Annotated in this window: 24 protein-coding genes; all 24 read left to right on the top strand. The window is 44.8% G+C overall.

What is annotated here, in order from left to right; all coding sequences use genetic code 11:
• Window positions 1–32: 32 nt before the first annotated feature.
• Complete coding sequence (locus tag EGM68_RS18265) at window positions 33–503, top strand: hypothetical protein (protein ID WP_058710287.1); 471 nt, start codon at window positions 33–35, stop codon at window positions 501–503.
• A gap of 34 nt (window positions 504–537) precedes the next feature.
• Window positions 538–1,335: a hypothetical protein gene (locus EGM68_RS18260; protein ID WP_129549746.1), complete on the top strand. Its 798-nt coding sequence runs from the start codon at window positions 538–540 to the stop codon at window positions 1,333–1,335.
• 123 nt (window positions 1,336–1,458) lie between these two features.
• Entirely contained in the window at window positions 1,459–2,247 is a 789-nt protein-coding gene (locus EGM68_RS18255; protein ID WP_043886028.1) for a YwiC-like family protein, read from the top strand.
• A 15-nt stretch (window positions 2,248–2,262) separates the two neighbouring features.
• The gene (locus tag EGM68_RS18250) at window positions 2,263–3,369 is read left to right on the top strand and encodes a TIGR04053 family radical SAM/SPASM domain-containing protein (protein ID WP_129549745.1); all 1,107 of its coding nucleotides are present in this window, start codon (window positions 2,263–2,265) and stop codon (window positions 3,367–3,369) included.
• On the top strand, window positions 3,362–4,783 hold the full coding sequence (gene hemY, locus EGM68_RS18245) for a protoporphyrinogen oxidase (RefSeq protein ID WP_129549744.1): 1,422 nt from the start codon (window positions 3,362–3,364) through the stop codon (window positions 4,781–4,783). Before EGM68_RS18250 ends, hemY begins: the two co-directional genes overlap by 8 nt.
• Before the next feature lie 109 nt (window positions 4,784–4,892).
• Window positions 4,893–5,600 (top strand): DUF542 domain-containing protein, encoded by a 708-nt coding sequence (locus EGM68_RS18240; RefSeq protein ID WP_129549743.1) that lies wholly within the window; start codon window positions 4,893–4,895, stop codon window positions 5,598–5,600.
• 46 nt (window positions 5,601–5,646) lie between these two features.
• Window positions 5,647–6,498, top strand: a complete 852-nt coding sequence (modA, locus tag EGM68_RS18235) for a molybdate ABC transporter substrate-binding protein (protein ID WP_013372389.1) — start codon at window positions 5,647–5,649, stop codon at window positions 6,496–6,498.
• Between the two features lie 2 nt (window positions 6,499–6,500).
• On the top strand, window positions 6,501–7,172 hold the full coding sequence (modB, locus tag EGM68_RS18230; protein WP_013372388.1) for a molybdate ABC transporter permease subunit: 672 nt from the start codon (window positions 6,501–6,503) through the stop codon (window positions 7,170–7,172).
• Between the two features lie 198 nt (window positions 7,173–7,370).
• Window positions 7,371–11,045 (top strand): nitrate reductase subunit alpha, encoded by a 3,675-nt coding sequence (locus EGM68_RS18225; RefSeq protein ID WP_129549742.1) that lies wholly within the window; start codon window positions 7,371–7,373, stop codon window positions 11,043–11,045.
• Window positions 11,035–12,624: a nitrate reductase subunit beta gene (narH, locus tag EGM68_RS18220; protein ID WP_016324613.1), complete on the top strand. Its 1,590-nt coding sequence runs from the start codon at window positions 11,035–11,037 to the stop codon at window positions 12,622–12,624. Before EGM68_RS18225 ends, narH begins: the two co-directional genes overlap by 11 nt.
• Complete coding sequence (narJ, locus tag EGM68_RS18215; protein ID WP_013372382.1) at window positions 12,617–13,183, top strand: nitrate reductase molybdenum cofactor assembly chaperone; 567 nt, start codon at window positions 12,617–12,619, stop codon at window positions 13,181–13,183. Before narH ends, narJ begins: the two co-directional genes overlap by 8 nt.
• Complete coding sequence (gene narI, locus EGM68_RS18210; protein ID WP_013372381.1) at window positions 13,180–13,863, top strand: respiratory nitrate reductase subunit gamma; 684 nt, start codon at window positions 13,180–13,182, stop codon at window positions 13,861–13,863. The genes narJ and narI overlap by 4 nt, the downstream gene beginning before the upstream one ends.
• Window positions 13,864–13,908: 45 nt before the next feature.
• Window positions 13,909–14,361, top strand: a complete 453-nt coding sequence (locus EGM68_RS18205; protein ID WP_013372380.1) for a GAF domain-containing protein — start codon at window positions 13,909–13,911, stop codon at window positions 14,359–14,361.
• Window position 14,362: 1 nt separating this feature from the next.
• Window positions 14,363–15,427 (top strand): PAS domain-containing sensor histidine kinase, encoded by a 1,065-nt coding sequence (locus EGM68_RS18200; protein ID WP_040103190.1) that lies wholly within the window; start codon window positions 14,363–14,365, stop codon window positions 15,425–15,427.
• Between the two features lie 7 nt (window positions 15,428–15,434).
• On the top strand, window positions 15,435–16,082 hold the full coding sequence (locus EGM68_RS18195) for a response regulator transcription factor (RefSeq protein ID WP_040103856.1): 648 nt from the start codon (window positions 15,435–15,437) through the stop codon (window positions 16,080–16,082).
• Between the two features lie 208 nt (window positions 16,083–16,290).
• A complete protein-coding gene (locus EGM68_RS18190) occupies window positions 16,291–17,487 on the top strand; it encodes a nitrate/nitrite transporter (RefSeq protein ID WP_013372377.1) in 1,197 nt (398 codons plus the stop codon).
• 108 nt (window positions 17,488–17,595) lie between these two features.
• Complete coding sequence (locus EGM68_RS18185; protein ID WP_129549741.1) at window positions 17,596–18,615, top strand: ThiF family adenylyltransferase; 1,020 nt, start codon at window positions 17,596–17,598, stop codon at window positions 18,613–18,615.
• 86 nt (window positions 18,616–18,701) lie between these two features.
• Window positions 18,702–19,145, top strand: coding sequence for a molybdenum cofactor biosynthesis protein MoaE (locus EGM68_RS18180; RefSeq protein WP_025679247.1), 444 nt, complete (start codon window positions 18,702–18,704; stop codon window positions 19,143–19,145).
• The gene (locus EGM68_RS18175; RefSeq protein WP_058830014.1) at window positions 19,138–19,371 is read left to right on the top strand and encodes a MoaD/ThiS family protein; all 234 of its coding nucleotides are present in this window, start codon (window positions 19,138–19,140) and stop codon (window positions 19,369–19,371) included. Before EGM68_RS18180 ends, EGM68_RS18175 begins: the two co-directional genes overlap by 8 nt.
• A gap of 69 nt (window positions 19,372–19,440) precedes the next feature.
• A complete protein-coding gene (moaA, locus tag EGM68_RS18170; RefSeq protein WP_040103191.1) occupies window positions 19,441–20,457 on the top strand; it encodes a GTP 3',8-cyclase MoaA in 1,017 nt (338 codons plus the stop codon).
• A 10-nt stretch (window positions 20,458–20,467) separates the two neighbouring features.
• The gene (locus EGM68_RS18165) at window positions 20,468–20,653 is read left to right on the top strand and encodes a hypothetical protein (RefSeq protein WP_025679243.1); all 186 of its coding nucleotides are present in this window, start codon (window positions 20,468–20,470) and stop codon (window positions 20,651–20,653) included.
• 202 nt (window positions 20,654–20,855) lie between these two features.
• Window positions 20,856–21,680, top strand: coding sequence for a BglG family transcription antiterminator LicT (gene licT, locus EGM68_RS18160; RefSeq protein ID WP_025679241.1), 825 nt, complete (start codon window positions 20,856–20,858; stop codon window positions 21,678–21,680).
• A 116-nt stretch (window positions 21,681–21,796) separates the two neighbouring features.
• Window positions 21,797–23,713: a beta-glucoside-specific PTS transporter subunit IIABC gene (locus EGM68_RS18155; protein WP_129549740.1), complete on the top strand. Its 1,917-nt coding sequence runs from the start codon at window positions 21,797–21,799 to the stop codon at window positions 23,711–23,713.
• A 28-nt stretch (window positions 23,714–23,741) separates the two neighbouring features.
• A complete protein-coding gene (locus EGM68_RS18150; protein ID WP_040103193.1) occupies window positions 23,742–25,199 on the top strand; it encodes a glycoside hydrolase family 1 protein in 1,458 nt (485 codons plus the stop codon).
• The last annotated feature ends 75 nt before the right edge of the window (window positions 25,200–25,274 follow it).

The raw sequence follows: 25,274 nt of genomic DNA, 5'->3' as shown, positions 1-25,274 counted from the left end.
AGATTGTCATACCAGCTTAAGGAGTGGCAGCAATGAATGACTGGGAATCGGGAATCATTCAAGTTGATAATGAGCACGCGTTTTATTCTTCTTTAACGGAAGATCAGTTGTTAGAGACTGCTTTGTACACGAAATATTTTCATTCTGTAAGAAAGCTAGGAAATGGGTACATTTGGTACCATTTTGATCAGGTTCCTTTGCTGCACCGGCATTTTTTTGTGTCTGTATGCTTTAAGGATACAACCCTAATTGTTGTGGAGATTTCGCTCCAGGGCAATGAATTTCCAACCTCATGGGATAATTGGTCTGAGGAAGGGGAGAGAAAGCGGCAAAGGGAGCATGATCGTTTGTTAGAACAACATTTGTCCATGAAGCCGAGCTATCGTCAAACCAAGCCCTACCCCTATATGGAATATGAACTGAACTGGGGGAAAATCTCTTCTTATTTTGACCCCCGGTCGGGAAATACGGCCATTGCTTTTAAGTATAAAGATGATTGTTGAAGGTGAGAGTGTCAGACGAGTAAGGAGAAGTGTGATGGATAAAAAAGCAAAGAAAATACTTATGAACACTTTCTGGTCCTCCAGCGGCTGGAAGCAGGAGAGGGAACCTTTTTCGGGTGAGGATTTTGAATATGCCAAAAGTATGGGCTTGATGTTCGATCCGATCACCATTACACATGATGAGATTATAAAAAGGTTATATGAGCTGCACCAGCAAAAGGCTACAAAAGAGCGAGTGGCAGCAGCGTTTTTACACAGTCTTTCCACGAAAAAAGTCCATTTACGAAGCGCCTTATCGAGCTGGGCATTAACCGCAAAACTGCCTTTGCACTCCTATAGGGAGCGGCCTGTCGTCCTGCCCAACTACAGTAGCTGTGGGGATTGTAATTTTCATAAACTAATGTCCGATAAGGAATACGTCAATAAGGATTTGAATGTACTGAATTTTGAACGAATCAAATGGGGAGGTATTCGGCTGAATCACCTTCTTTATTGCTGGATGGACCTTGAATTGTTCAGTCAAGAGGAGGAGTTCCAGGTTACTGATGAGGATCTTGTAATACTTCACAACATGCTGGAAGCGGTTCAGGACTGTGAGGCTCAGAACGGTCCACGACAATTGGAGAAGCGCTGGAAAGATGTGCTCCCATCCAGTAAAAATGAACGCGATGTGGCTATGGAAGTATGGGGATATGCAGGATTGCTCACACCACGGGACACACCTCGCAGGCGCCGCAGCGGCAATGATGATTTTTGTTCAGTAGCAGCCTGGCAAGGAGATGACGGATACTCACAGGAAGCGCTCGACTATTACTTCGGTACGTTTTTATAAAGAAAGTGAAGGTTTATCTTCAGGTTAGGCTATTCCCCCAAACAAATAAGGGAACTCCCTGATTGGTTCAATTGGACAGAATACTTAGAATTAAAGTAGGGTGAAAAATTGAACTTTGGGGGAATGGATGATGAGTCGATTAACCGTAGCTACAAAGATGTTACACATTGTGAAAAAAGGATCAAGACTTTGAAAGGGATCAGTAGATACATCCCCAATCAGCATGGAGCTTGGGCAATGCTCATTCTTCCATTTTTGTTTGGCTTAGCTGCTTCTCCAAAACAATTCATTCATATACCTCTATTCGTATGCTGGTTTTTTATCTATTTATTTAGTTTTCCTGTTCTCCAATGGATCAAAACAGGAAACAGTAAAAGATACCGTAAACCTGTTGTTATTTACGGAGCAATACTCCTTCCTCTTTTAGCTTCTCTAGTCTGGGTTAAACCTGCGTTGATCTGGTACGGAGTTCTGCTTCTGTTCTTTTTTATGGCTAATATGTATTACGCCAAAATGAAGAATGAGCGTGCTTTGTTAAATGACATTGCCGCGATTCTGCTTTTCTGCTCTTTTATATATCCTGTTGTTCATATTGGGGAAGGCGGAGATTGGACGCTAACCACAGAGCTGTTTTTGCTGTTGGTGTGTTATTTCATAGGAACGGCTCTTTATGTTAAAACGATCATCCGTGAAAGAAAAAATCCACGTTACTATTATGCGTCTATTATCTATCATCTGATCATTGTGCTGTTTGCCGCCTGGATCAAGGTGTTTTTGGTTATTCCATTTTTAATTTTGTTCATACGAGCTATATGGCTTCCTAAGTTCGAGTTAAAGGCAAAGCATGTAGGCATGGCTGAAATTGGATTTTCATTGATGCTCTATGTATCTGTGCTGTTTTTATATTTTTAAAAAGGAGAGACATCAATGATATCTTTGCAAACGCCACGAGATTATCGCGTAGACCCGTTTATCGTCATTTGGGAGGTAACAAGAGCTTGCGCATTAAAATGCCTTCACTGTAGAGCGGAAGCCCAATATAAGCCTGACCCTCGTCAGCTGACATTTGAAGAGGGCAAAAAGCTGCTTGATCAAATCGCCGAGATGAATCATCCATTAGTGGTTTTCACAGGTGGAGATCCGTTATCGCGTCCTGATTTGTTTGAGCTGGCTCAATATGCAATTGAGGAGAAAAAACTATCGGTTTCAATGACGCCCAGTGCTACCCCAAAAGTGACACGAGCAGCGGTCGAAAAAGCAAAGCAGGTTGGTTTATCACGGTGGGCTTTTAGCCTGGATGGTTCATGCGCGGACATTCACGATCATTTTCGAGGGACTGTGGGTTCTTATAATACGACCATGCGGGGAATTGGCTATTTGAAGGAATTGAACATTCCTATCCAAGTGAACACAACCGTGTCCCGATACAATCTTCACGATCTGGAGCGAATTGCAGAGAAGGTAAAGGAAATGCAGGCGGTGTTATGGAGCTTGTTTTTTCTCGTTCCAACCGGGCGTGGTATGGAAAAAGATATGATTACTCCTGATGAGCATGAGGCTGTAATGAAGTGGTTGTATCAGATACAGCAACAGATGCCCTACGGTGTAAAGGCTACCGAAGCACCTCACTATCGAAGGGTTGTCCTACAGGAAAAGCACAAAGCAGGACAGCATAGTGCAACGTTCGAACAAAAAAGGGCAGATATTCTGGGGCGTGCCCCTAAAGGTGTAAATGATGGAGATGGATTTGTTTTTATCAGTCATATCGGCGAAGTGTACCCGAGTGGTTTCCTGCCGCTAACATGCGGGAATGTACGAAAGAATAGTTTGGCCCATATTTATCGGAACTCTCCGATTATGAATAATCTTCGGGATAAATCTCTGCTTAAAGGAAAATGTGGAGTCTGCGAATTCAATACAGTCTGTGGAGGCTCCAGAGCAAGGGCTTTTGCCATCACAGGAGATTACTTAGAGAGTGATCCATATTGTGCATATATGCCTGGAGTGGGGAAGGAAACGTGCGCTTATGAATAAAAATGCTAAAAAAGTTGTGATCCTTGGTGGAGGAATAAGCGGTTTAAGTGCCGCTTTTTATGTGAAAAAGCTGGCAGAGGACAGGCAGCTTGAAGTGGAGATTACACTGGTGGAGAAAAGCGACCGCCTGGGAGGAAAGCTGCAAACGGTTCGCCAAAACCATTTTATGATTGAAAAAGGACCGGATGCTTTCCTGGCCAGAAAGACGGCTATATTGGATTTGACTATGGAATTGGGACTGGAAGCTGATTTGGTGTCAACAAATCCGAAGGCCAAGTCGGCCTCCATTTTGCATAAAGGCAAGCTGCATACCATGCCGATGGGCTTTATTTTAGGTATTCCAACCAAGCTAACTCCCTTCATTCGGACAGGGCTAATTTCTCCATTGGGAAAAGCGCGCGCAGCCATGGATTTGATCATTCCAGCCAAGAAAGGCGATATGGATGAATCTCTGGGAGATTTTATCAAGCGGCGTCTAGGTAAAGAGGTGTTGGAGCAGATTACAGAGCCTTTGTTATCTGGTATTTACGCTGGCGATACGTATTCTCTTAGCCTCAAGTCAACCTTCCCTCAATTTAAGCAGATGGAACAAAAGCATGGAAGTCTGATTATAGGTATGGCTAAAGGGGCGGGGAGAAAGTCGGGTGCACCTAACAAATTGCCCGAAATTGCCAAGAAAAGCATGTTTCTTTCCTATCGACATGGATTATCGACCATCGTGGAGCGGTTAAAGGAAAAGCTCGACACTGTCCAATTTGTGATGGAGCAGCGTGTGGCTGAGATAAGAAAAGAGAACGGTTATCAGGTAGTCCTGGACCAAGGACAAATCATAGATGCAGATACAATAATCTGCGCTATTCCAGCCTTTGAGGCGGCTAAATTATTTTCCGATATCACAAGTGTGAGCTGGCTTAATAAGATCAATTACGTTTCGGTAGCGAATATTTCCTTGGCGTATAAAAATTCAGACCTTCATCTTTCCTATGAGGGTACAGGATTTTTAGTTCCTCGTAAGGAAGGAAAAATGATTACGGCCTGTACTTGGTCATCTACAAAGTGGAGCCATACCGCACCTGAAGGGTATACACTCTTGCGGACTTACATTGGCCATGCAGGTGCCCAGGAATGGGTTCAGATGACAGACGAGGAACTAGTGGAAGCAGCCCGCAAAGACCTGAAAGATCTAATGGGGATCGATGCTCAACCTGAAATGACCGAGGTCAGTCGGTGTAATCAATCCATGCCACAATATCCGATTGGGCACAAAGAGCAGATGGCGAAGGTGAGACATGATTTGTCACAGTATTTTCCGAATGTATTTCTTTGTGGCGCTGGTTATGGAGGCGTTGGCATTCCAGATTGTATCGCTCAAGGCAAAGAAGCAGCTGAACAGCTGGTCTCAGGTTTTTTATAATCAGGCTCTTTCCACGAGTGAAAAAGGGATCACCCTAATTGGTTCAGCCTTGAGAGAGACATAGAATGAGAGTTGAGTATAAAACTGAAGTAAGATGGGGGAATGAAAAATGAGCCAGTTAACGGAAGAAACATGGGTAGCGGACATTGTGAAAGAAGTACCCAAAACAAGTGACTTGTTCCGTAAACTACGGATTGACTTCTGCTGTGGCGGGAAAATATCGCTCCGTGAAGCAGCTGCCAGCCGGGGGCTTCACGCTGGTGAACTGCTGGCGCGGGTGCATGAAGTGGAGGAAAATCAGGCACAGCACAAGCAAATGCAACCTTCCTCACTCGAACCCAAAGAACTGATCGCCTATATTCAGAATGAGTATCACACAAAGTTATGTGAAGAACTAGCGGCGCTCACACCGTATATTACCAAACTAACGCGGGTTCATGGCGAACGTTATTCGCACCTAAAGCGAGTGAATGAACTTTATACCTTGCTTAAACAGAAGTTAACGATACATATTCAATTCAAGGAAAGCCTCCTGTTTCCGTTGATTCAAGCGTTTTTTCAAGACTCGGCATTTGAGCGTGTGGACGCACTTCACTTTCATTTATCCGAGTTGCAAGAGGAGCATCAAGCGATTGTGGATATACTGCAGGAGCTGCGCTTGATTACCAATGGCTTTGAGCCGTTACAGGAAGCTTGTGGTACGCATCGACTTGTATTGAAGCGTTTGGAGGATATGGAAGCAGACATTTATAATCATATTCTTCTTGAGAATTGTACCTTAGTTGAACGTACCAGACAGGCACAACTCCATTCATAATGTAACCTCTCACTTAATGACAGGCTGAACGTAAGGAGCCAATAAAATGAAGAAATTTGTTAAACATAGTCAGGCACTCTTTTTTATTTTTGCCATTGTGTTATTACTTGCGGGGTGCGGTGCGGGGCAACAATCAGCTTCAAGTGGTAGCAGCACGGTCCAGAATGAGGTCTCCGGCCAAGATTCATCGAACAAGGCTGAAACTGTTGATCTGACCATTTCCGCAGCCGCGAGCTTAACAGATGCACTCAAAGAAATTCAACCGTTGTACGAATCATCCCATAAAGGTATTAAATTGAATTTCAACTTTGGTGGTTCTGGTGCACTGGAAAAGCAGATTGAGCAAGGAGCTCCATCGGATTTGTTTTTGTCTGCTTCGAAGAAAAATATGAAGTCTCTCGTAGATCAGCAGTTAATCGAGAGCAATCAACAAAAAATATGGCTGACGAACGAGTTGGTAGTGGTGATCCCTGCAGATGGGACGATGAGCATCACGAGTGTAAAGGATTTAACGCAAAGCGAAGTGAAAAAGGTAGCAATCGGTATTCCTGAGAGTGTTCCTGCAGGCAAATATGCACAGGAAGCACTGACGAACGTAAAGCTTTGGGATGTGCTACAGGACAAGCTCGTTCAGGCAAAAGATGTTAGACAAGTGCTGCAATATGTGGAAACGGGTAACACAGATGTCGGATTTGTGTATAAGACAGATGCGTTGACTTCGCAAAAGGCGAAAATTGCCTTTGAGGTGGACTCTAAAACTTATTCAACGGTTGAGTACCCTATCGGGATCATCAAAGCTTCCAAGCACATCCAAGAAGCCGAAAGCTTCTATGAATACCTTCAATCGCAAGAAGCTCTGAATATTATGGCTAAGTATGGATTTACCATACCGAAGTGAGCATGCAGGCTATAGATTGGAACGAATATTGGCCTCCGATCCGATTATCGTTACAGGTTGCACTGTTATCCAGCGTTTTGGTGATCCTATTAGGCTTGTTTGCGGCATGGTCCATGTCGCGGTTAGGATTATTCAAAGGGAAAACACTCGTTGAAACCGTGCTTATGCTGCCTTTGGTACTCCCACCAACGGTAGTTGGATTTTTACTGTTAATCTTACTCGGACGAAAAAGTTGGTTTGGACGTTTGGTGGAGCAATGGTTTGGCGAGCCTATTGTATTTTCATGGTGGGCTGGGGTTGTGGCCGCGGTGGTTGTGGCTTTTCCTCTAGTCTATCGAACACTGAGAATGGGATTCGCTTCAGTGGATCAGGACTTGGAAAACGCGGGACGCTCAATGGGGGCAAATGAATGGCAGGTCTTTCGATATATCACCTTTCCGTTGATTTTCCCTTCTTTTAAAGCGGCCTTTATACTCGGGTTTGCCCGTGGGCTGGGCGAATTCGGGGCTACGCTGATGATTGCCGGAAATATTCCGGGTAAAACACAAACGATCCCCACAGCCATCTATATTGCAGTAGATTCTGGTCATCTTCCTATGGCCTGGGTATGGACATGCTCTATTATACTGATTTCCTTTATGATGCTCCTGTTAACAGGCCAAAAGAACAATTAATTTATTCATACAAGCTTCCCTCTGGTAGAGGGGGCTTTTTTTGTATCTTTCCATAGAACGAGGGATTTTCTATAGCGCTATAGGACATTCCCTAATGGGAACGGAGATGAATGAATTACATAATGAGAGTAAGCGAATGAATCTTCCCCGTGAGTTTGCGATGGGCTGATTCATTCTGAAAAGGAGCGTTGATCACCGATGAAAAAAAAATACAGTCTCAACTTCTTCAAGCCAATCGAGAGCTATTCTGGAAATTGGTCAATCCTTGAAGAAAAAAATAGAGAATGGGAAAACGTGTATCGCCAGCGTTGGTCTCATGACAAAGTGATTCGTACGACGCATGGTGTTAACTGTACTGGCTCCTGTAGCTGGAAGGTTTTTGTTAAGAATGGCATCATCACCTGGGAAAATCAGCAAATCGATTACCCCTCCTGCGGTCCAGACATGCCGGAATTTGAGCCGCGTGGATGCCCGCGTGGGGCTTCATTTTCTTGGTATGAATACAGCCCGTTACGTGTGAAATATCCATATATGCGCGGTAAGTTATTGCGACTCTGGCAAGCTGCCCTCAAGGAGCATAGCAATCCGGTAGACGCATGGGCCAGCATTGTGGAAGATCCGGAGAAAGCCAAGCTCTACAAATCGGCTCGCGGCAAAGGCGGCCATGTTCGTGTGGCTTGGGATGATGTTCTGCATCTGATTTCGGCGCAATTAATTTACACCATTCGCAAGTACGGTCCTGACCGGATTGCAGGCTTCACCCCTATTCCAGCAATGTCGATGATAAGCTACGCTTCGGGAGCACGGTTCATTTCTCTGCTTGGTGGGGAGATGTTGAGCTTTTACGATTGGTATGCCGATCTTCCGCCTGCTTCTCCTCAAATTTGGGGTGAGCAAACGGACGTACCTGAATCCTCAGATTGGTACAACGCAGGTTATCTGATCATGTGGGGCTCGAACGTGCCGCTTACCCGGACGCCAGATGCCCATTTTATGACGGAAGTACGCTATAAAGGAACGAAGGTTGTATCCGTGGCTCCGGATTTGGCGGAAAACGTAAAGTTCGCTGATAACTGGCTTGCACCCAATCCAGGTACAGACGCCGCTGTGGCACAGGCGATGACGCATGTCATTCTGGATGAGTTCTATCAAGAACGCCAGGAACCTATGTTCATTAACTATGCCAAGCAATATACAGATATGCCATTCATGATTCTGCTTGATCCCCACGAAGGAGCCTGGAAAGGCGGACGTTTTCTGCGGGCGAGTGATCTGGGGGATACTTCACAGCATGCAGACTGGAAACCGGTCATATTCGATGAAGTAGCAGGCGAAATGATGGTTCCGAACGGTACAATGGGACAGCGCTGGGAGCAAGATAAGAAATGGAATCTGATCTTGGAGCGGGAAGACGGAACAAAGGTTGAACCTGCGCTCACGGTGGTAGGTCATGACGAGCAATGGGAAGAAATCGTATTCCCTTATTTTGATAACACAGGTAACGGAACGTTCAAACGTGTCATTCCAGCGAAAAAAGTACGTCTGGCTGATGGTTCAGAGCGTTTCGTAGCCACCGTATACGATTTGATGATGAGCCAGTATGGTGTGGCTCGTAATGACAGTTCTCATAATGCAAAGGATTATTACGATGCAGCTTCCCATTATACTCCTGCCTGGCAGGAAAAGATCACGGGAGTCAAGGCATCGGTTGTAGTGCAAGTTGCTCGCGAATTTGCTCAAAACGCAATCGACACCCAAGGACGTTCTATGATCATTATGGGGGCGGGTATCAATCACTGGTTCAACAGTGACACCATTTATCGCTCCATCTTGAACCTGGTCGTGCTGACTGCTTCTCAAGGTGTCAACGGCGGAGGCTGGGCGCATTATGTAGGTCAAGAGAAGTGCCGTCCTATTGAAGGCTGGTCAACGATTGCCTTTGCAAAAGACTGGCAGGGACCGGCTCGATTGCAAAATGCTACTTCATTTTTCTATTTTGCAACAGAACAGTGGCGCTATGAAGAAAGTGGCACCGACACATTGAAATCGCCGACTGCGGGAGATGTCAGTTACCAGCATCCGGCGGACTACAATGTGCTTGCTGCCCGGTTGGGTTGGATGCCTTCTTACCCACAGTTTAATAAAAACAGCCTGCTATTCGCTGAAGAAGCAGCGCAATTAGGCAAGAAGTCAAACGAGGAAATCATTAACCACACTGTGGAAGAGATTAAATCGCGTAAGACCCGTTTCGCTATTGAAGATCCAGGGGCAGCAGAGAACTTCCCGCGTTCACTCTTTATTTGGCGGTCCAACCTCATTTCCAGCTCGGCCAAGGGACAGGAATATTTCATGAAGCATTTGCTCGGAGCCTCCGACGCGCTGCTTGCCCGACCGAACGAAGATCAGAAGCCAGAGGAGATCGTTTGGCGGGAAGATGTAGAAGGAAAGCTTGATTTGATGGTCGCACTTGATTTCCGGATGACCACAACGCCATTGTACGCGGATGTCGTACTTCCGGCGGCAACCTGGTATGAGAAGACGGATTTGTCCTCAACAGACATGCACCCGTTCGTACATCCATTTAATCCGGCGGTAAATCCGCTTTGGGAATCCCGCTCAGACTGGGATATTTACCGTCAGCTGTCTGAAACCTTCTCGAACATGGCCAAAGTGCATCTGCCGGGAATATATAAAGACCTTGTAACTGCACCGCTTGGACATGATTCTATAGGCGAAATTTCGCAGCCGATGGGTTTTGTCAAGGATTGGACGAAGGGCGAGGTCGCTGCTGTACCGGGTAAAACTATGCCTAATTTCAGCATCGTAGAACGCGATTACACGAAAATCTACGATAAGTATGTCTCCCTCGGTCCCAATTTGGCTACAGGAAAAACGGGCGCGCACGGCGTTAGCTTCTCGGTAGCGGAGGAATATGAGGAATTGAAGAAGCTGAACGGGGTCTATTACGATGAGTCCATCAAAGATGGACTGCCGAAAATCCAGACAGCTCGCCAAGTGGCCGATACGATTCTCCATCTGTCGTCGGCAACCAATGGTCGTGTCTCCCAAAAAGCCTACGAAGAGGCGGAAAAGGATCACGGGGTGAAGCTGATGGACATCTCAGCCGACCGCGCAGCCGAGAAAATCACGTTCCAAAGCATTACAGCGCAGCCGCGTGAAGTTATACCGACACCGGTATTCAGTGGCTCCAACAAACAGGGACGTCGCTACTCGCCATTTACCACAAATATTGAGCGTCTCGTTCCGTTCCGGACTTTGACAGGAAGACAGCATTTCTATATCGATCATGAAATCTTCCAGCAGTTTGGGGAGTCGCTGCCTATCTATAAACCGACTTTGCCACCGATGGTATTCGGCACGCGTGATCGGGAAATCAAGGGTGGTCAGGATTCACTGGTGCTTCGTTATCTGACTCCACACGGGAAATGGAATATACACTCCACCTACCAGGATAATCAGCATATGCTTACGCTATTCCGCGGAGGTCCTACGGTATGGATCAATAACGAAGATGCAGCAACTCATGCTATTGCCGACAATGACTGGCTAGAGGTGTACAACCGTAACGGTGTCGTAACCGCCCGGGCAGTTGTCAGCCACCGGATGCCAAGAGGAACGATGTTTATGTACCATGCTCAAGATAAGCATATTCAAGTGCCAGGCTCCGAAATCACGGATACACGCGGGGGCAGTCATAATGCGCCAACAAGAATTCATCTCAAACCGACCCAGATGGTTGGTGGATACGCTCAGCTTAGCTACGGATTCAACTATTACGGTCCGATCGGCAACCAGCGCGATGTGTACGTAGCGGTACGTAAAATGAAGGAGGTTAACTGGCTTGAAGATTAAAGCTCAAATTGCCATGGTCATGAACCTGGATAAATGTATTGGCTGCCATACGTGCAGCGTGACGTGTAAAACAACTTGGACAAACCGCAAAGGTGCGGAATATATGTGGTTCAACAACGTGGAAACCAAACCTGGTATTGGGTATCCAAAACGCTGGGAAGATCAGGAGCAGTATAAGGGCGGCTGGCAGCTTCGCAAAGGGAAGCTTGAACTGAAGTCGGGGAACAAGCTGTCCAAGATAGCGCTAGGTAAAATTTTCTACAACCCCGATATGCCTGAAATGAAAGATTATTATGAGCCGTGGACTTACAATTATGAACATTTGACCAACGCTAAAGAGCAGAAGCATTCTCCGGTAGCACGTGCACAATCTGCTGTAACAGGCGAAAAAATGGATCTGAATTGGGGACCAAACTGGGAAGACGATTTGGCAGGCACCCATGTGACAGGACCTCTTGATCCCAATATTCAGAAAATCGAAGAAGAGATTAAATTCAATTTCGAAAAGTCGTTCATGTTGTATCTCCCTCGGCTTTGCGAGCACTGTCTGAATCCGAGCTGTGTCGCATCCTGCCCTTCGGGTGCTATGTACAAACGGGACGAGGATGGCATCGTGCTCGTGGATCAGGAAGCATGTCGCGGCTGGCGATATTGCATGACGGGTTGTCCATACAAGAAAGTGTACTTCAACTGGCAGACGAACAAAGCAGAAAAATGTACCTTCTGCTTCCCGCGCGTGGAAGCCGGGTTGCCAACCGTCTGCTCCGAGACATGTACTGGACGAATTCGTTACCTTGGCGTTCTATTGTATGACGCGGATAAGGTGCAAGAGGCTGCTTCTAAAGAGGATGAGAAAGATCTGTATAAAGCACAGTGTGATTTATTCTTGGACCCAAGTGATCCGGCAGTGATTGCGCAGGCCAAAAAAGATGGGATCTCGCAAGACTGGATTGAGGCAGCGCAGAACTCACCGGTCTACAAGCTTGCGATTGAATATAAGCTGGCATTCCCGCTTCATCCGGAATACCGCACGTTGCCGATGGTCTGGTATGTACCACCACTTAGTCCGATCATGAATTACTTTGAAGGGAAAGACTCCATCGAGAATCCGGATATGATCTTTCCAGCTATCGAAGAAATGCGCACGCCTATTCAGTATCTTGCCAATATGTTGACGGCGGGCGACACCCAGACGGTGAAAGAATCGCTGCAGCGGATGGCTATGATGCGCTCCTATATGCGCGCCCAGTCCACAGGACAATCTTTCGATGAAAGCCGTCTGGAACGCACTGGCATGACAGCACGTCAGGCAGAGCAAATGTACCGGCTTCTGGCCATTGCCAAATACGAGGACCGTTTCGTCATTCCGACATCGCATAAAGAGGGTTATGCCAATCCATATCGCGCCCAAGGAGCTGCCGGTTACGGTGATACTTTAGGGACTATGGATAGTTGTGGAACTCAAGGAGCTGGCTGTAGCGGTTGTAGCCTGGGAAGCTCCACAGGAATGGAAGAGCCTTCGAAAACAGGCAAGCAAATGTATGAAGAAAACTTCTACGGGGGTATTTGGCGTGATTAATGTAGCGAAACTGTATGAATTCAAGCCTTCATTCGGGTTTTTCGCCCAACAACTCATGTACCCAGAAAAGCTGGATTTTCATCCGGCTTTTCTGGAAGCATCCTTTAATCCGGATCATCCTGCGTATACGCATGCTAATATGTACTGGTCTTTGATGCAAGAGTTTAGTATGGAAGAAATCCAGGAAATGTATACGGAAACTTTTGATTTTCAAAAAAATTGCGCACTATATATGACTTACTTCAAGTTCGAAGATGCAAAGGAAAGAGGACAAATGCTGGTCAAGTTAAAGGTCCTCTATGAAATGTATGGTCTTGAAATGCCAGATGGAGAGCTGCCTGATTATCTGCCGCTCATGTGTGAATTTTTATATGCCGCTGAATGGGTGCAGGATGCAAAGACGACAGAAAACTTCCGCATGCCCATCGCGATTTTGGAAGACGGCACCTATCATTTGCTTAAAGCGCTGGAAAAAATGGAAAGCCCGTATTTTCATCTGGTCAAGGGACTGCGCGAAACGCTTAAAGCTTGCGTAGAACAGGAGGCAGCCGCGCTATGATGATGGAGCAGTTTTTATGGGTCATTTTCCCTTATATGTGCGTGGTCATCTTTATCGTAGGTCATATCTTCCGCTATAGAACTGACCAGTTCAATTGGACGGCAAAATCGAGTGAATTTATTGAAAAGAAACAATTGATGATTGGAAGTCTCTTATTCCACTTGGGGATTATTCCTGTTATATTTGGTCATGTGTCTGGTCTGGGCATACCCAAAACCTGGATGCATGCGCTGGGTGTAAACGATCATCTATATCACATTGGAGCGGTCTATATTGGTGGAATATTTGGGGCTATGACGTTCCTGGGGATGTTGATACTTACCTCTCGACGTTTTACAATTCGTAATGTGCGCCGTTTAAGTACAGCTTCTGATTTGATTGTAAATGTATTGCTGTTGGCGCTTGTATGCATGGGGATGTTTGCAACTCTCGTAACGAATGCGGTACAGCCTGAATTCGATTATCGGGAGACGATCTCAATCTGGTTCCGCGGCCTGTTCATATTCCGTGTCGACCCGACACTGATGAGAGATGTACCGATTTCTTTCAAGCTTCATGTACTTATGGGTTTTGCGATTTTTGCGTTCTGGCCGTTTACCCGGCTTGTACATGTGTGGAGCGTTCCGTTGAATTATGTGCGCAGAAGTTATATCCTGTACAGAAGACATAAATCGAACTAGGAAAGCGGGCCCTGCCTTCTTTCCTAGTTTTATTAGGAGAGAGTGATGAATAATAAGATGGATTATCAAAGGGAGCTTGAGCGAATACGCGAACATTTCGGTTATGATTTTATGGCACTTGCTCTGGTTGAACCGGCCGAATATCAATACGTCATTAAATGGAAAAATGCCGCTGGCAATTTAAATGATCGATTTAAGCGGATTGTGCTGCAATCTGGAAAGGGCATAGCAGGAGTCGTGTTTAAAACCGGGAAGTCTGTCTTTATTCCATCTGTTCATCAATATGTTGGGGCAGAGAACCTATTTAACTATCCGATCGTTCAATCCGAAAAGCTCAAGAGTCTCGGGGCTGTGCCTCTGTGGAACGATGCTCGCGTCGCGGGCGTACTATTGGGTGGATTTCGAGAAGAACAACTGATGACCGAAGCCATGATGCGTGATTTGGAAGCCTTGGCACATGAGGGATTTGGAGAGTTGAACGGGAAGGAAGTGATTTGAATTGACATTGTCTATAGGGACAGACTCTTTGAGTGCGCTAATGGTGAAGATGTTTGAGAACAGCACAGAAGCTATCTTCTTTTTTGATAGGGAAGGGAAAACCCTAGCCATGAACCCAGCGGCTGAGGAGATTGTAGACGATGACGTTCTCATTCAACTCTATGAAGGACAGGACAAGGCTTTATGCGGAACATGCAGGGGTTATACAAGCGACACAGAGCCCCGCACCTGCCTTGACTGTTACTTCAATGTGCCTGAATCCGACAAATTTGCTTCTTTTCAAGTCTATTTGGAAACAAAAAGCAATGGTATGGTTCCCTATGCCGCTTCTTTTCACACCGTTGATTCTACAAATGGAATCCGGGTGCTGATGCTGAGAGACTTGACCCCGCAATTTCAGACACAGGAAAAATTATATCAAAACAAAATGATGAAGCATGTCATTGAAGCACAGGAAAACGAGCGTAAACGGCTTTCCAGAGAGCTGCACGACAGCGTCGCCCAGGAATTGATGAGCGCGGTTGTTGAACTACGAGTGTTAAAATACATGACGAATGATGATCAGCTCATTAAAAACATGAAGCAGACGGAAGCATCCATGACACGCTTGCTGGATGATATCCGTAACCTGTCTGTGGAACTCCGGCCTGCCACCCTTGATGATTTTGGACTTGAAGCGGCATTCCGTTCCCACTTTAAGCGGGTCGAGCAAAGCTTTGGCCTAGTGGTTGAGTTCGTATCTGATCTTCCCCAAAAGCGGTATGGAAGTGAAAAAGAAACAGTCATTTACCGCGTCTGCCAGGAGGCTGTGCTCAATGCGTTGAAGTATGCCCAGGTCGACACCATTAAAGTTTCTTTGTCCGAGCATGAACATTCGCTTCGTTTAACTGTAGAGGATGATGGGATTGGCTTTGATAAAGGGGGCAAACCTATTGGAACGGGACTTGGTCTGTATGGTATGCAGGAGCGAGCAGAGCTGGTAGGCGGAAGTTTTGGCGTCCTTTCTAATGTTGGTCAAGGAACCAAAGTCTTTTTACAAATTCCGATTGGACATGAGGAGGAATAGAAACTTGATCAAAATTGTATTAGCGGATGACCATGCCATTGTACGAAGTGGATTTTCCATGATTCTCAACTTCCAATCGGATATGGAGGTTGTCGGAACGGCTGCGGACGGTATTGAAGCGTATACTATGGTAGCTAAACATAAGCCGGATATTCTCATTATGGACCTTAGTATGCCTCCAGGCGAAAGTGGATTGATCGCTACAGGCAAAATTAAAGAAGACCACCCTGATACTAAAATTCTGATTTTAACTATGCATGACGACGAAGAATATTTATTTCATATTTTGAAGAACGGTGCTTCAGGGTATGTTTTGAAAAATGCACCCGATGAGGAGCTATTGCTTGCCATACGCACCATTCATGGGGGTGGGACGTATATCCATCCTAAAATGGCTACTTCTCTCGTGCGTGAGTTCATCAAAAAAGATACAACCTCACAAACCGAAGATCCTTATGAGATCCTGTCCAAGCGTGAGCTGGAGATTCTCCCTCTGGTCGCAAAGGGATACGGTAACAAGGAAGTTGCCGAAAAGCTGTTCATCTCTGTCAAGACCGTGGAAGCGAACAAAGCTAAAATTATGGAGAAGTTGAACTTAAAAAGCCGGCCTGAGCTGGTCCAATATGCCTTAAAGAAAAAAATGCTGGATTTTTAGTTTATGAAGAAGATCATTTTTAGTCCAATAATATATCTAGAATGAATCAAGCAGCTTCTTACGAGAAGCGGCTTTTTTTATTTTCAGGGACTCCCCTGACTGGGAAAGGGGAGTCCCCTATATTCGAAAGGAAGGGCTAGCGGCTACAATGGGAACAGAAAAATACAAATCAAACATTCGACAGAATAAAGTTGAAAAGGTGAGTTAAATGATTAGAAAAATGCAGTTGCCACTACAAACATTGAACTTGATTCTTGGATTCATGGTGTGGGTCATCATTTCTTCCCTCATGCCGTTCATTACGGAGGATATCGTGATTCCACCCGGAAAACTGGCCATGGTTACGGCGATTCCGGTCGTGCTTGGATCGATTCTGCGCATTCCGCTTGGTTATTATGCCAATATTTTCGGGGCGAGAATCGTTTTCCTCGTTAGCTTTGTTTTGCTTTTGTTTCCGGTCTACTATATCAGTGAAGCTTCTACGATGACGGATTTAATTATCGGTGGCTTATTCCTTGGAATTGGGGGAGCGGTGTTCTCGGTTGGAGTGACTTCACTGCCCAAGTATTATCCGAAGGAAAGACATGGCTTTGTCAACGGGATGTATGGTGTGGGCAACTTGGGGACAGCGGTAACGACCTTCTCCGCTCCGATTGTAGCGACGCAGGTAGGATGGGCACTTACAGTTAAGCTGTATCTGATCCTGTTGCTTGTTTTTATCGTTTTGAATTTCTTCTTTGGGGACCGTCATGAAACTAAAGTCAAAACCCCCATTATGGAGCAAATCAAAGGGGTTTACAAAAATGAAAAGCTTTGGTTTTTCTCGCTCTTTTATTTTATTACGTTTGGTTCATTTGTAGCGTTCACGGTTTATCTACCGAATTTCCTCGTATCGAACTTTGAACTGGATAAAGTGGATGCCGGGATGCGTACAGCAGGCTTTATCGCGATTGCTACATTCTTCCGTCCAATCGGTGGCTGGCTGGCGGATCGTTTTCAGCCCTTGTTCCTGCTGGTAGGTACGTTTGCTGTGTATACGGTTGCTGCGATTCTTCTGGCTTTTTCACCAGACATCACCTTGTATACCGTAGGGTGCTTGGCTATCGCTGTGAGTGCAGGAATCGGGAACGGTGTCATTTTCAAGCTAGTTCCATTTTATTTTAATAAACAGGCAGGTATAGTGAACGGAATTGTATCCATGATGGGTGGCCTGGGGGGCTTTTTCCCTCCGATCTTGCTATCGACGATTCATGCCGCTACTGGCCAATATTCCATTGGGTTCATGCTGCTCTCCCAAGTGGCACTGGCTAGCCTGATTCTCGTCATATGGCTATATTATCAAGCACGTTTCCCTGTAGCTGCCGAGCAGAACCACTTTGAGAAACAAAAGGAACTTCAGCAGTAAAGCATTAAGAGTGAAGAAATTATAAAGGCACCTTTAACGTTTCTAGCGAGAGCCACAGGAATAAGCACAAAGTTAACGATCGCTCTTCAACGTTAGGGGGACATTGTGATGAAGAAACGTTATTCAAGACAGATCTTATTTAGACCCATCGGCAGTGAAGGACAACTTAATCTGTCTGAAGCTGTTGTCACCATTATCGGCTGCGGGGCACTAGGTTCCGCCATTGCTGAAACATTAGTAAGAGCGGGCGTCGGAGAGATTCACCTGGTTGACCGTGATTATGTGGAGACATCGAATCTGCAACGCCAGCAGTTATTCACGGAGCAGGATGCTGTACAAATGCTCCCCAAGGTTATGGCTGCTGAAAAAAGACTGAAGGCGATACGAGAAGACGTACGCTTGTATACCTATCTCGACAGCCTGGATGCCGGGCTTGCTCAAGAGCTTGCTGGTAAAAGCACATTGCTGATGGATGCAACGGACAATTTTGAAACTCGGTTACTTATAAACGATGCTGCACTAAAGGCTGAAATTCCATGGATTTACGGCGCCTGTGTTGGAAGCACAGGCGTTGTTTTTCCATTCGTGCCGGGCAAGTCGGCATGTTTTCGTTGCCTTCTGCCTTCGCTGCCAGCGATCAATCAGACCTGTGATACGGCTGGAATCATATCGCCTGCTGTCCAAGTGACGGCCGCCCTCCAATGTGCAGAAGCCATGAAGTGGCTGAGCGGCAAACGTGATAAGATGCGCAGCAAGGTTCATCTATTCGATCTATGGGAAAATACGCAAATGGACATAGGGATTTCCCGCATCCGGAATCCAGATTGTCCAACCTGTGGAGAACAGCCTGAGTTTCCTGCACTGACAGCAACCCATCGCTCGGCATATGCGGCGCTGTGCGGGCGGGATGTGGTGCAGGTTCTTCCAGACCCTCATCGTCCGATCACGCTGGACGATGCAGAGAAGATGGGCAGGCTTATGGCGGAACATGTAAAAAGGACCCCTTATTTCGTTGAATTTTATGCCTTTAAGCATCGAATGATTTTATTTAAAAACGGAAGACTCCTCATTCACGGGATCGGAAGTGTTGCCAGAGGTCAAAAGCTATACCATCAGTTGTTTGGTTGAACAAGAGATATAGATCTGATAAATGTAATTAATGTATAGAGTTTTCATAGCAGAGTAGCTTGTTAGGTGGCTGGAAGGTGGAAAAGATGAGAGTATTTGAAATCGTGACGGAGCCCATTCTTCCGCAGACTTATGCAGACTATGTCTTAAGACCGGAAGCGGGAGCGGTGACCGTGTTTACGGGGCATGTAAGAGAGTGGACCCAAGGCGTGCGGACATTATATCTTGCTTACGAGGCCTATGTGCCTATGGCCGAGAAAAAGCTTGCAGAGATTGGCCGCGAAATTGAACAGAAATGGGAAGGGACAAGAGTAGCAATTGCACATCGGATTGGTGAACTTCAGATCGGTGATATTGCCGTTGTCATCGCCGTCTCTTCACCACACCGCTCGGATGCATATCAGGCGAATGAATACGCAATCGAACGGATCAAGGAAATCGTTCCAATCTGGAAACGAGAGATTTGGGAAGACGGCACGCAATGGATCGGACAACAAAAGAAAAAACCGGAGGAAATCAGTCATGATTAAGCTGTACTATTTTGCAGGACTCCGTGAGGTGACGGGGAAATCTGAAGAAATGGCAGATTTGGCAGGACAAACTGTAGGAGAATTATGCAGTTGGATTACAGATAAATATCCGGATATACCGATCAAGTCTACACGAATTGCAGTAAACGAAGAGTACGCGTTGCTTACAGATGTACTGCAAGATGGAGATATCGCAGCTTTTATTCCGCCTGTCAGCGGTGGCTAGTGAAAATGCTCGTCATGTGTCCATTTCTGCAACGTCAAATACAGCTAATGAAAAAAAGAAGGTGGTCACATGAGTTCACATTCACTGAAAGACCTATTGCGGCGTCCGATCCGCGATTTACGTATATCTGTTACGGATCGCTGCAATTTCCGCTGTTCCTACTGTATGCCAAAAGAAATTTTCGGCGACGATTTTGCCTTTCTTCCCAAAAGCGAATGCCTATCGTTTGAAGAGATCCATCGCCTTACGGAGCTCTTTGTAGGCCTTGGGGTCAAAAAAATCCGTCTCACAGGCGGTGAGCCATTAATGCGGCCGAATCTTCCCGACCTTGTCTCTCGAATTTTGTCTATCACCGGAGTGGAGGATATGGGGTTGACCACAAATGGCTTGCTACTAGGGCAACAGGCTCAGCGCCTCTATGATGCGGGGCTGCGACGACTGAATGTCAGTGTAGACGCTCTGAACCCCGAGCTATTTGGGCGGATGAATGGACGGGGCATTAAGCCTGCTTTTATTTTGAAGCAGATTGATTGTGCAAGAGAAATCGGATTTGAGATCAAAGTCAATATGGTGGTTCAAAAAGGTGTTAATGATTCTGAAATTTTGCCGATGGCCGCTTATTTTAAGGAGCAGGGAATAACCCTTCGTTTTATTGAGTTTATGGATGTAGGTAACGATACCGGGTGGAGCTTCAAAAAGGTAGTAACAAAAGAAGAAATTATTGAGCGTCTTAAGAATGCGTACGAGCTGGAGCCGATAGATCAAAATTACTTTGGAGAAGTGGCAAAACGTTACCGTTATAAAGACAGCGACGCGCAAGTTGGCTTTATTACTTCGGTTTCTGATTCATTTTGCTCATCCTGCACGCGTGCCCGTCTATCTTCTGATGGCAAGTTTTATACGTGTTTATTTGCTTCAGACGGATTCGATTTGCGCCAGATGCTTCGTAACGGGGCGAATAATGAGGAACTACTCGATGCGATTACTTCAGTATGGGAACAACGCTTAGATCGGTATTCCGATGAACGTACTGAAGAGACTGCAAACAACCGAAAAAAAATTAACATGTCCTATATTGGGGGCTGACATTTTTATCATGGCAATGGGCCGTATTCAAGGTGTTGCCCCCAAAAAGAAAGCGCAAACATTTTTGTTGGCAAAACTTAAATTTGATGTTATTATGATCTTGGGATTGTTACTGAAAAGGCAAAACCCGGGACATGGAACTGGATTTCCATGTGTTGGGTTTTGCCTTTTCTTTTTGTATACAGATTTGCAATAACACAGAAAGGTGAGTGATGATGTAGGGCTATCTCTCTTTGTGAATGCGCTTTCAATACAATGGAGTTGTAGATCTTTACTGCACTTTACAGTTTGGTTTGCAATGAAAGTTGATCGGCTATTACCGTCTTGTGACCTATCTGAAATATCGCCCAGCATCTAAATCCTTTTTTAAATTATTACGGGATCAGGGGGCAGCCAGAATGATCATAACAAAGATATTTAATAATAACGCCATAATAGCCAAAGATTCAAAAAGGCATGAATTTGTTGTTATGGGTCGTGGAATTGCATTCAAAAAGAATGCAGGAGAACAAGTAGAAGAGCATTTAATTGAAAAGGTGTTTGTACTTAAACAAAAAGATGCTTCAGAAAAATTTAAATTATTGTTAGAGGATGTCCCTACAGAATATGTTTCGTTATGCTATGACATCATTGAATATGGAAAAAGCATATTGGAAGCACAACTGAGTGACTATGTATATGTTTCGCTTACAGATCACATGAACAATGCATTTAAAATGTTTGATGAAGGGTTTAAAAATGCGAACCCGCTCATCTGGGAAATTAAAAAATTTTATCCTAAAGAATTTGGAGTTGGCTTAAAAGCACTGGAGTTTATTGAAGACGAGACAGGTAAACGATTGTCTGAAGATGAAGCGGGGAATATAGCTCTTCATTTAATCAATGCTCAAGTAAACGGCTCCAACCATAAAGTAACTGATGTCGCTCAGCAAACTCAAAAAATACAGGATATCTTAAATATTATTAAGTACTCTTACAATATTACGCTAGACGAACACTCGACCAGCTATGAACGATTTATTACACATTTAAGGTTTTTCTTTCAGCGGTTAATTCAAAAAGAAAAATTAGCACTGGAAGATGATTTTCTATTAAGGCAAGTGAAAGCAAAGTACAAAAAAGCTTACAGCTGTATGCTAAAGATTGAGAAATACTTGGACACGGTATTATCAGATGAAGAAAAACTGTATATAACGATTCATATTCAGCGCGTAACTCAATGACCAATTGAATAACTCCTTGGATTGTTACTGGTAATGCAGGCGAAACCAACCTAGATCGAATTTGATCTATTTTGGTTTTGCCTTTTTTTATAAATACAAATAAAGGGGCAGTTACAATGAAGTATGAGACATTAGCACAAGACATCATCAGAAATGTCGGCGGCAAAGAAAATGTAAATAGTCTAACTCATTGTATTACACGCTTGCGATTCAAGCTAAAAGATGAAAATAAGGCCAATACAGAGGTTCTGAAAAACATGGATGGTGTTGTCACTGTGGTAAAAAGCGGCGGGCAATACCAAGTGGTGATCGGTAATCATGTGCCCGAGGTTTATGCGGATGTTGCCATGATAGGTGGTTTCCAGGCAGGTGATTCAGAAGAAGCCTCAGGTGAAAAAGTGAGTTTGTTCAATAGGTTTATTGATACCATTTCAGGTGTATTTACACCCACGCTGGGTGTCTTGAGTGCCACGGGTATGATTAAGGGCTTTACAGCATTGTTTGTAGCCTTGGGCTGGTTGACCGCAACATCAGGTACCTATCAAATTCTCAATGCTTTAGGAGATTGCTTGTTCTACTTCTTCCCTATTTTCCTGGGGTATACGTCGGCCAAAAAGTTTAATGCCAACATTTTTATAGGTATGGCGATCGGGGCGTCACTTGTTTATCCAACCTTTAGCACGATAACAGCCTCGGGTAAACCGCTATACACTCTATTTAGCGGCACTATATTTGAGTCACCAGTATACATCACCTTCTTAGGTATTCCGGTCATTCTGATGAGCTATGCATCAACTGTTCTTCCGATTATCATATCCACCTATGTAGGCGCAAAAATAGAAAATTTCTTTAAAAAGGTCATCCCTAGCGTAGTGAGAACATTCTTGGTACCGTTTTTCACCTTGTTAGTTATTGTTCCATTAGCACTGATTGTGATTGGACCGCTCTCGACTTGGGCAGGTCAACTGCTTGGCGCAGCAACGCTCTTTGTGTATAACTTAAGCCCAATTATAGAAGGTACCATCATGGGTGCTTTCTGGCAAGTATTTGTTATTTTTGGATTACACTGGGGTCTTGTTCCTATCGCTATGAACAACTTGGCGGTGCTCAAATTCGATCCGATCCTTGCTGCGACGCTGGGAGCTTCCTTTGCTCAAACAGGTGTTGTGCTGGCGATTTTGTTCAAAACCAAAAACGTAAAGCTGAGATCCCTTTCCATTCCAGCGGTCATCTCCGGGATCTTTGGTGTGACAGAACCAGCGATTTACGGGATTACATTACCACGTAAGAAACCATTCATTTTAAGCTGTATAGCGTCTGCGGTAGGTGGCGGTATTATAGGCATGATGGGAACGAAAGGCTATATTATTGGCGGCTTGGGCATTTTCGCGATTCCGAGCTATATCAGTCCATCAGGAATAGACAGCGGATTTTATGGGGCTGTTATCGGTATCCTGGTAAGTTTCGTATTAGGCTTCTTGCTTATGTTCTTTGGCGGATTCAGAGATGATGAGGTGAAAGAAACGAAAAAAGAAGCGAGTACAACAGGGGCAGCAAAAGGAGGGGAAGTATTAGTAAGGCAGGAGACGGTGATCAGTCCGTTAATGGGTGACGTAAAGCCTTTATCTGAGGTAACTGATGAAGCCTTTTCCACAGGTGCTTTGGGTAAAGGGATTGCCATTGAGCCTTCCGAAGGCAAGGTCGTTTCACCGGTAGATGGTGTATTAACATCCTTATTTTCGTCAGGTCATGCCATCGGAATTACCAGCGATCAGGGCGTGGAGATTCTCATCCATGTAGGCAAGGATACGGTCAAATTAAAAGGTAAACATTTTTATCCCAAAGTAAAACAAGGGGAAGCCGTCAAAAAAGGGCAATTGCTCATGGAGTTTGATATGGAGGCGATCAAAGAGGCAGGTTACGTTCTGACTACCCCTGTGATCGTTGCCAACACTGCTAGTTACTTGGATGTCATTGAAACGGAGAAAAAGACGATTGGTTATAAAGAGGATTTATTGACGGTCATGGTCTAAGCTACCAATATTTTAGGAGGAATGAACAATGAACAATAATATAACCAAGAAGTTTCCGCAAGGATTTTTATGGGGAGGGGCCACGGCTGCTAACCAATTTGAGGGTGGGTATAATGTGGATGGTAAGGGACTAAGCACTGCTGATGTCATAACAGCCGGGACGCATACTGTTTCACGAAGAATTACGCCTGTGTTGGAAGAAGGCATGAACTATCCAAGTCACGAGGCGATTGATTTCTACCATCATTATAAAGAGGATATCCGATTATTTGCTGAAATGGGTTTCAAGGTCTTTAGAATGTCGATTGCTTGGTCCAGAATATTTCCTAACGGAGATGATACAGAGCCGAATGAGCAAGGCTTGCAGTTCTATGATCGTGTGTTCGCAGAATTGAAAAAGTACAACATTGAGCCTTTGGTTACAATCTCACATTATGAAGCACCGTTCCATTTAGCCCAAAAATATAATGGCTGGTCAGACCGCAGAGTCGTCGATTTTTATGTAAGATATTGTGAAGTGCTTTTTAACAGATACAAAGATGTCGTAAAATACTGGCTCACCTTTAATGAAATCAATATCTTAACCTTATCTTTCGGAGCGTTCATGGCCGGAGCGATGATGCCAGAGGGAAATGGAGAGCTTGCCCATGCTACAGTGAAGGATGAGCAGGTATTGTATCAAGCTTTGCATCATCAATTTGTAGCCAGCGCAAAGGCGGTAAAGCTAGGACATGAGATTAATAAGGATTTTAAAATTGGCTGTATGATTGCTTATATGTGTTCATATCCACTTACCTGTAACCCTGATGATGTTTTGCTGGCTCAACAAAAGGATAATTTGAGTAATTTCCTATGCTCAGATGTTCAAGTAAGAGGTGCTTATCCGGGATATGCTAAACGATATTTTAAAGAACATAATATCCAAATTACGATGCAGGACAATGATGAGGACGTCTTAAAAGAAGGTTGCGTAGATTTTTATACCTTCAGTTATTATTCATCTACTTGTGTCAGTGCAGACCCCAATCAGGAGAAGGTGGGTGGAAATTTATCCATGGGATTAAAGAACCCCTACTTAAAAGCAAGCGCCTGGGACTGGCAAATCGATCCACAGGGATTGAGATGGTCCCTCAATAACATTTATAACCGATATGAAATTCCGTTAATGGTTGTGGAGAATGGTCTGGGTGCTGTGGATACCGTGGAAGAAGATGGCTCCATTCAGGATGATTATCGAATTGATTATCTGAAGCAACACATTGAGCAAATGAAAGAAGCCATTGCTGATGGAGTAGATTTAATAGGTTATACGCCTTGGGGATGTATTGATCTGGTAAGTGCGGGAACCGGTGAAATGAAAAAACGCTATGGATTCATATACGTCGATAAGGATAATGAAGGTAAAGGAACACTTGCCAGATCCAGAAAGAAGAGCTTCTATTGGTATAAGAGCGTGATCGAAACCAATGGAGAACAGCTGGATTAATGCTTAGTGTGTGTCTTCAAAAAGTTGTACAGTCAGCGCGTGCCTATTCCATAGGTATGCGCTGTTTGGATTTAA

Source organism: Paenibacillus sp. M-152 (genome assembly GCF_003856555.1).
GTDB lineage: Bacteria > Bacillota > Bacilli > Paenibacillales > Paenibacillaceae > Paenibacillus > Paenibacillus polymyxa_C.
The sequence above is the reverse complement of the archived record's forward strand: the minus strand, read 5'-3'. Positions and strand labels throughout refer to the sequence as shown.

What these genes read in the sequence shown, in the direction of transcription:
- hemY (WP_129549744.1), top strand. Translation starts at nt 3,362, where the DNA reads ATGAATAAAAATGCTAAAAAAGTTGTGATCCTTGGTGGAGGAATAAGC.
- narI (WP_013372381.1), top strand. Translation starts at nt 13,180, where the DNA reads ATGATGATGGAGCAGTTTTTATGGGTCATTTTCCCTTATATGTGCGTG.
- licT (WP_025679241.1), top strand. Translation starts at nt 20,856, where the DNA reads ATGATCATAACAAAGATATTTAATAATAACGCCATAATAGCCAAAGAT.
- EGM68_RS18155 (WP_129549740.1), top strand. Translation starts at nt 21,797, where the DNA reads ATGAAGTATGAGACATTAGCACAAGACATCATCAGAAATGTCGGCGGC.
- EGM68_RS18205 (WP_013372380.1), top strand. Translation starts at nt 13,909, where the DNA reads ATGAATAATAAGATGGATTATCAAAGGGAGCTTGAGCGAATACGCGAA.
- EGM68_RS18250 (WP_129549745.1), top strand. Translation starts at nt 2,263, where the DNA reads ATGATATCTTTGCAAACGCCACGAGATTATCGCGTAGACCCGTTTATC.
- EGM68_RS18185 (WP_129549741.1), top strand. Translation starts at nt 17,596, where the DNA reads ATGAAGAAACGTTATTCAAGACAGATCTTATTTAGACCCATCGGCAGT.
- EGM68_RS18240 (WP_129549743.1), top strand. Translation starts at nt 4,893, where the DNA reads ATGAGCCAGTTAACGGAAGAAACATGGGTAGCGGACATTGTGAAAGAA.
- EGM68_RS18260 (WP_129549746.1), top strand. Translation starts at nt 538, where the DNA reads ATGGATAAAAAAGCAAAGAAAATACTTATGAACACTTTCTGGTCCTCC.
- modA (WP_013372389.1), top strand. Translation starts at nt 5,647, where the DNA reads ATGAAGAAATTTGTTAAACATAGTCAGGCACTCTTTTTTATTTTTGCC.
- modB (WP_013372388.1), top strand. Translation starts at nt 6,501, where the DNA reads ATGCAGGCTATAGATTGGAACGAATATTGGCCTCCGATCCGATTATCG.
- EGM68_RS18190 (WP_013372377.1), top strand. Translation starts at nt 16,291, where the DNA reads ATGATTAGAAAAATGCAGTTGCCACTACAAACATTGAACTTGATTCTT.
- EGM68_RS18180 (WP_025679247.1), top strand. Translation starts at nt 18,702, where the DNA reads ATGAGAGTATTTGAAATCGTGACGGAGCCCATTCTTCCGCAGACTTAT.
- EGM68_RS18225 (WP_129549742.1), top strand. Translation starts at nt 7,371, where the DNA reads ATGAAAAAAAAATACAGTCTCAACTTCTTCAAGCCAATCGAGAGCTAT.
- EGM68_RS18265 (WP_058710287.1), top strand. Translation starts at nt 33, where the DNA reads ATGAATGACTGGGAATCGGGAATCATTCAAGTTGATAATGAGCACGCG.
- EGM68_RS18255 (WP_043886028.1), top strand. Translation starts at nt 1,459, where the DNA reads ATGGATGATGAGTCGATTAACCGTAGCTACAAAGATGTTACACATTGT.
- EGM68_RS18175 (WP_058830014.1), top strand. Translation starts at nt 19,138, where the DNA reads ATGATTAAGCTGTACTATTTTGCAGGACTCCGTGAGGTGACGGGGAAA.
- moaA (WP_040103191.1), top strand. Translation starts at nt 19,441, where the DNA reads ATGAGTTCACATTCACTGAAAGACCTATTGCGGCGTCCGATCCGCGAT.
- EGM68_RS18165 (WP_025679243.1), top strand. Translation starts at nt 20,468, where the DNA reads ATGGCAATGGGCCGTATTCAAGGTGTTGCCCCCAAAAAGAAAGCGCAA.
- EGM68_RS18150 (WP_040103193.1), top strand. Translation starts at nt 23,742, where the DNA reads ATGAACAATAATATAACCAAGAAGTTTCCGCAAGGATTTTTATGGGGA.